General features: G+C 46.4%; 7 protein-coding genes. 2 read left to right on the top strand and 5 right to left on the bottom strand.

The window, feature by feature from the left end:
- Nucleotides 1–51: 51 nt before the first annotated feature.
- The gene (locus ACED45_RS11795) at nt 52–981 is read left to right on the top strand and encodes a carbamate kinase (RefSeq protein ID WP_371714115.1); all 930 of its coding nucleotides are present in this window, start codon (nt 52–54) and stop codon (nt 979–981) included.
- Nucleotides 982–1297: 316 nt separating this feature from the next.
- Here the strand turns inward: ACED45_RS11795 and maiA are convergent, their stop codons facing one another.
- The 4 genes from maiA to hppD are packed head-to-tail and all read right to left on the bottom strand — an operon-like array spanning nt 1298 to nt 5270.
- Nucleotides 1298–2002 (bottom strand): maleylacetoacetate isomerase, encoded by a 705-nt coding sequence (gene maiA, locus ACED45_RS11790; RefSeq protein WP_371714113.1) that lies wholly within the window; start codon nt 2000–2002, stop codon nt 1298–1300.
- Between the two features lie 21 nt (nt 2003–2023).
- Nucleotides 2024–3061, bottom strand: a complete 1038-nt coding sequence (locus ACED45_RS11785; protein ID WP_371714112.1) for a fumarylacetoacetate hydrolase family protein — start codon at nt 3059–3061, stop codon at nt 2024–2026.
- A 12-nt stretch (nt 3062–3073) separates the two neighbouring features.
- Nucleotides 3074–4204, bottom strand: coding sequence for a homogentisate 1,2-dioxygenase (locus tag ACED45_RS11780; RefSeq protein WP_371714111.1), 1131 nt, complete (start codon nt 4202–4204; stop codon nt 3074–3076).
- Complete coding sequence (gene hppD / locus ACED45_RS11775; protein WP_239718609.1) at nt 4197–5270, bottom strand: 4-hydroxyphenylpyruvate dioxygenase; 1074 nt, start codon at nt 5268–5270, stop codon at nt 4197–4199. The genes ACED45_RS11780 and hppD overlap by 8 nt, the downstream gene beginning before the upstream one ends.
- An 83-nt stretch (nt 5271–5353) precedes the next feature.
- Between hppD and ACED45_RS11770 the strand changes: the two genes are divergently transcribed.
- Entirely contained in the window at nt 5354–5536 is a 183-nt protein-coding gene (locus ACED45_RS11770; protein WP_371714110.1) for a hypothetical protein, read from the top strand.
- A gap of 94 nt (nt 5537–5630) precedes the next feature.
- Here ACED45_RS11770 and ACED45_RS11765 read toward each other — a convergent pair whose 3' ends face one another.
- On the bottom strand, nt 5631–6290 hold the full coding sequence (locus ACED45_RS11765; RefSeq protein WP_019821750.1) for an HAD family hydrolase: 660 nt from the start codon (nt 6288–6290) through the stop codon (nt 5631–5633).

The raw sequence follows: 6290 nt of genomic DNA, 5'->3' as shown, positions 1-6290 counted from the left end.
TATGGGTTTGGAGCTATTAGATCATATCTGTTAACAAAGTGCGATCCCGCCCTGCGCATAGTATTAGCTTTAGGCGGTAACGCTCTTTTAGCAAGAGGCCAAGCATTAACGGCTGAGAACCAACGTGAAAATATAATCAAATCAGCAGCGAGTATTGCCGCGATCGCACGCGAGCATGAGATTGTTATCGTTCATGGTAATGGCCCACAAGTAGGTTTATTGATGGAACAAAACGCGGCTTATAACGAATATTCGCCAGAGACGACCCCGTACCCAATGGATGTACTAGGCTCTCAAACCTGTGGCATGGTGGGCTACATGTTACAACAAGAGCTAAGAAACATTGACCCTGAATTAGACGTAGCTACTCTAGTCACGCAAACTGAAGTATGCAAAAAAGACCCTGCGTTTGCTAACCCGACTAAATTTGTTGGCCCTGTATATACGGAGCAACGAGCTAAAGAGTTGATGGCTCAAAGCACAATGCAGTTTAAAGCTGATTGCGAGTACTACCGTCGCGTTGTGCCTTCTCCTATGCCAAAAAACATTGTTGAAATTCAGCAGATTGAAACTCTTCTAGATACAGAAAACCTTGTTATCGCTTGTGGCGGCGGCGGTGTTCCCGTGAGTATTGAACAGGGTAAGAGTACTGGTGTAGAGTGCGTAATTGACAAAGATCTTACAGCTGAATTACTGGCTGAAAAAATCCATGCCGACTTATTTATTATCTTAACCGATGGCTCGATTTTCCGTAACTATGGTAAAGAAGACCAAGCAGAAATGAAGCAAGCAACGCCTGCTGGTTTAGCTGAATTTTCATTCCCTGCAGGTTCTATGGGGCCAAAAATTGATGCCGTTTGTAAATTCGTTGAAGCTGGATTGGGTAATGCGGCGATTGGTTCATTATTTGATTTAGATAAAATAATTACCAATGAAGCTGGTACTCTGATTACGAAAGGTGAAGGTATTGTTTATTACTAATATTCTCGAATGATAATCACCACCAATATAAAAACCTTTGATTAAAGCCTCTTATTTAATAACGAGGCTTTTTTCTTATAAACATATTAGTGCTAAACGGGATAAATATTCATACACTTACTGAATTTCATATATTTAATTAACATTATAAAAACGAGTTTTGTGCTCCACATTTGGCAGTTTTGAGTACTAAAAGAATAACTTTCCATACCTGTATTTATTCAATAATAGCTAATATTTAATTTTGGAAACCGCTTCTTTCAAGAAACGGTTTTGGTAGTGTAAGGGACGAGTATTTTCGTTTACATCAGTTATTCTACATGGGCTCATTTGCATCTCCTTGATTCTCTGGCATCGCACCAATAAACGCGGGCAATTTGTTACACGCTTCAGCTATCGAGTTAATCAGCGGATAAGGCGACATATCAAGATCAAAGCGCAACGCATTGTAGACTTGCGGCACTAAGCAAATGTCTACGATGCAAGGCGAATCCGTCAGGCTATACACCGAATCACCGTGTGATTTTCTGTGCTTCGCTAGCTTCTCTTCTAACGCCAAAAAACCTTGGCTCATCCAATGATGAAGCCAATCCATTTTCGCCTCTTGTTCGCACAACAATTCTCGCTCCAAATACTGCAACACGCGCAGGTTATTAAGAGGGTGAATTTCCATCGCAATATCCTGAGCCATCGCCAACGCTTGATAGCGCAGTGGGGTTTGCTCAGGAATCAGCAAGGTGTCTGGGCTGCTCTCACACAAATAGCTTTCGTCCAAGTATTGCAAAATCGTCAGTGACTGATTGAGTTGAACTTCACCATCCACCAGCACGGGCACTAATTCACTGGCGTTGAGATCGCGATATTGTAGATCATGTTGCTCGCCGCCATTACGCACCAAATGCACCGATTTAGACTCATAGTTGAGCTGTTTTAGGTTCAACCCAATACGCACTCGATAGGCTGCAGACGAGCGCCAGTAACCGTAAAGTACAATGTTCTTGTTCACGATGCTCTCGCTCATGCAGAAATCCTATTATGTAGATTATAGCGCTCGATACTGGCTCACTTTTTGGTCTATCGCGCCAAAAATGGAATTACCCGCCTCATCGAACATCTCAAGTTTGATCGAATCACCAAACGACATGAATTGAGTCGAAGGTTTACCATCGCGAATCGTCTCAATCATACGAACTTCAGCAATGCATGAATAACCCACACCGCCCTCGGCAATTGAGGTGCCATGGTCAGTGCCTTGCTTATTGGAAACCGTGCCCGAGCCTATGATTGCACCTGAAGATAATGGGCGAGTTTTCGCAGCATGCACGACCAACTCTGCAAAATTGAAAGTCATATCTACGCCAGCATTCGGACGACCAAAAGGCTGGTCGTTGTAGGTCGATATCAGCGGTAGATGAACCTTGCTGCCTTTCCATTGCTCGCCAAGCTCGTCGGGTGTAACTGCGACCGGAGAAAACGCTGAAGAAGGCTTAGATTGGAAGAAACCAAAGCCTTTCGCGAGCTCTGCCGGAATCAAACCACGCAGCGACACATCATTCACTAACATCAGCAAGCAAATCGAATCGTGCGCTTGTTTAGCACTGGCACCCATAGGCACATCACCGGTCACAATCGCGACCTCACCTTCGAAATCGATACCCCATTCGTCGCTGGCAAATTCGATGTTGTCACGAGGGCCAATAAACGCATCAGAGCCACCTTGATACATGAGCGGGTCAACCCAGAAGCTTTCTGGCATTTCAGCACCACGCGCCTTACGCACCAGTTCAACGTGGTTTACATAGGCGCTACCATCCGCCCATTGATAAGCGCGTGGCAGAGGTGATTCACAATACTGAGGTGCAAAGACTTCACTGCCAGTCACATGCCCGTTGTTTAACGAGGTGTATAACTCTTCTAACTGAGAAGCCACGCTATCCCAGTTATCCAAAGCCACCTGCATGGTTGGCGCCAGATGCATCGCATGGAAGATTTCAGTGGCAGCCACACACTGTTTGAGATCTTTACTTACGACCATCAACAGCCCATCACGAGTACCATTTTTCTTGGTTGCTAATTTCATCTTTGCTGTCCCTTACTTCTCTTGCCAACTGTAGACATATTCTTTGTTCTCAACGCTATCGAGTTCGTCAGAAAACTGTAGTGCGTGGCGAGTATCGATCATCACCGCCACTTCATCGGTGAACTTTTTCTTGTGCGCTTGCCCTGCCTTAAAGGCTTTAGGGTGAGGCCCATGCGTAAAGCCCGCAGGGTGGAAAGTCACCATGCCCGCTTCAATGTTGTCGCGGCTGAAGAAGTCACCTGCGTGATAGAAAAGCACTTCATCGTAATCATCATTGTTGTGGTAGAACGGCACTTTCAGCGCTCCGGGGTCGCTCTCTATCGGGCGTGGTACAAAGGTACACACCACAAAGCCAGCACCCACAAACGTTGTATGCGCAGAGGGTGGCAAGTGGTAGCGATGCGACATCAGCGGTCTGATATCGCGCCAATTCACTTTCACCACCGCTAAGTCGCCATGCCAGCCAATTGCATCCAATGGATTGAACGGATAGGTGATCACGCTGACTTTATCGTGACGTTTTACCTGAACCTGAGTCTGGTTTTCTGAATACTGAGCGCGGAATTGATCATTGATCGACGGGATGTCGAGCACCGCAGGATCAAACACCGCGTGATTGCCGACCATGCCTTTCTCTGGCAGGGAGTAAGCCGCGTCTGTATTCTCAATCATCAAGATGAACATCGGCTCGCTTGGCTCCAAGCGCCAGTTGGTTGAGCGCGGTATCATCACGTAATCCCCTTCACTCACCGCTAGATGACCATAGTCACAATAGAGATCGGCGCTGCCTTGGTGAATGAACAACAGCTCATCCCCGTCGGAATTACGCACCAAGAAGTCCATCTTGTCATCCATGCGCCACACACGGATTTTGCAGTCCGCATTGTGCAAAAGATGAGGCACCGCCCAAGGGGTTATCTGGCCGGCTTTTTCCACCAGCGTAAAATCAAAAGCGCGAGGACGTAAATCGCCCTCCCACTCCGACCAACCTGTTGGGGCATGTTGGTGATGAAAGTGAGTGGCAGGACCGAAGAAACCACTTCGGCCCGCCTCTCGCTCATAGATTGCCTCTTCGGGGAAGTCGGCATGCGCTTGTTTAGAACATACCCCCTCCCGATGAGGAAACGAGATCCATTTATGCATCGTCTAATACTCCTCGACGAATCTGGTCCTCTTCAATCGATTCAAACAGCGCCTTGAAGTTGCCTTCGCCAAAGCCTTCATTGCCTTTACGCTGAATGATTTCAAAGAACACAGGCCCGATTACTGTCTGTGTGAAAATTTGCAGCAAGATGCCGTCTTTAGTCGGTGCGCCATCAATCAGAACGCGAAGCTCGCGCAGCAGATCAGTGTCTTCACCGTGGCCTTTCACACGCTCGTCGACTTTCTCGTAGTAGGTATCTGGGGTTGGCATAAAATCCATGCCGCGATCACGCAGAGTTTTCACTGTTTTGTAGATGTCATCCGTAGCAAGCGCGATGTGCTGGATGCCTTCGCCGTTGTATTCGCGGATGAACTCTTCGATTTGTGATTTGTCGTCTGAAGACTCGTTGATAGGAATGCGGATTTTGCCGCAAGGTGAGGTCATAGCGCGGCTCACAAGGCCTGTCAGCTTTCCTTCAATATCGAAGTAACGAATCTCACGGAAGTTACCGATACGCTCATAAAAGCCAGACCACAGGTCCATATTGCCTTGTTTCACGTTGTGCGTGAGATGGTCGATTTCATACAAGCCAACATTAGCTTCGGCCATGCGCTGTTCCGCATCGTCATAGAATCGGAAATCGACGTCATAGATGCTCTGCTTGCCATAGCGATCCACAAAATAGAGCAGGCTTTCACCAATGCCGTAAATGGCAGGAATGCTCAGTTCCATCGGCCCTATTTCTGTTTTGTACTCTTCACCACCGCCCTTGAATGCTTGCTCCATAGCAGCCGTTGCCTCGTTGACACGAAAAGCCATGCCACAGACCGATGGCCCATGCACCTTGGCGAACGCTTCCGCTTGACTGTGTGGTTGTTCATTAACGATAAAGTTGATGTCACCTTGTCGATACAGCCAAGCTTCTTTTGAGCGGTGCTTGGCAATCTCAGCAAAACCAAGTGACACAAACAGCGCTTTAAGTTGCTCTATTCCCTTGTGGTCAACGGCCGTGTATTCAACAAACTCGAATCCATCCGTGCCAAGCGGGTTGTATGTATCCACCATGAACTTTCTCCTTGTACCTATTGGTTTTGTGTTACGTGATTTTTGTCCTCAATTAAATTTGGCCCACAAGCGGAAAGATTGGAATGGATGGAAGAAAATGGGCAATAACGCTAAAAACCCGTCAGGTTGTAAAATATTTGTTACACAAAGAGCCTCGCAACAACAAAATGAGTGCTATCAAGGGATTGAAAGATGGTGGTTTGATTTACAGCAGAGTAAGAGATGTTATTAAATTGTTACGCATATCCTTTTGTCAGCTACGGTGATAAATCAAACATTAGCCTGATGATGCAAAAAAGCCGCTGTAGTCAGCGGCTTGATGAGTTCTAAGACGAACATGATTCAGAGATGGGTTAAGCGTTAATCCCAGTTGAGAATCGACCAATTCGGTTGATCGGCTAACGCTTTCAAACGCGGGCACGGGTTGACCAAATATGCAAAATCAGCGTGTTCACACAAAGGTAAGTCGTTGATTGAATCGGTATAAAAGTGAATGTCTGAGTAGTTGGTTTCTTGATTGTCTAACCACTCTTTTAAACGCGTCACTTTGCCTTCACGGTAGCTTGGCACACCTGAGATCTGAGACGTGAAACGGCCTTGGTTTTCAATCAAATCAATACCGAGTGCGTTCTCAATACCAATCTTACGACCGACCGCTTCCACTAAGAAAGTCACGCTGGCAGAGATGATCAACATGTCGATATCATCATTCTCAAGCTGCTCAATCAAAGGTTTCGACTGCTTGAACTGTCTAGGCAAAATATGCTGTTCAACACACTCTTCCACCAATGCGCTGACTTGCTCTGTTGGCATATCGGCCAGTGGCTGCATGGAAAATGTTAGGTAATCTTCCATGTTCAATTTACCTTCCGAATACAGGCCCATTAAGCGCTTATCTTCTTCAATAAAGTTAGGCGCAGTGGCAATGCCCTTTTCAACCAAGAACGCATTCCAGAGCATCGCTGCATCGGCATTGATCAGCGTTTCATCCATATCAAATACATACAAAGGTTTGAACAT

This window comes from Vibrio crassostreae (assembly GCF_041439375.1).
Classification (GTDB): domain Bacteria; phylum Pseudomonadota; class Gammaproteobacteria; order Enterobacterales; family Vibrionaceae; genus Vibrio; species Vibrio crassostreae_D.
This window is presented reverse-complemented; position numbering and strand designations above follow the sequence as displayed.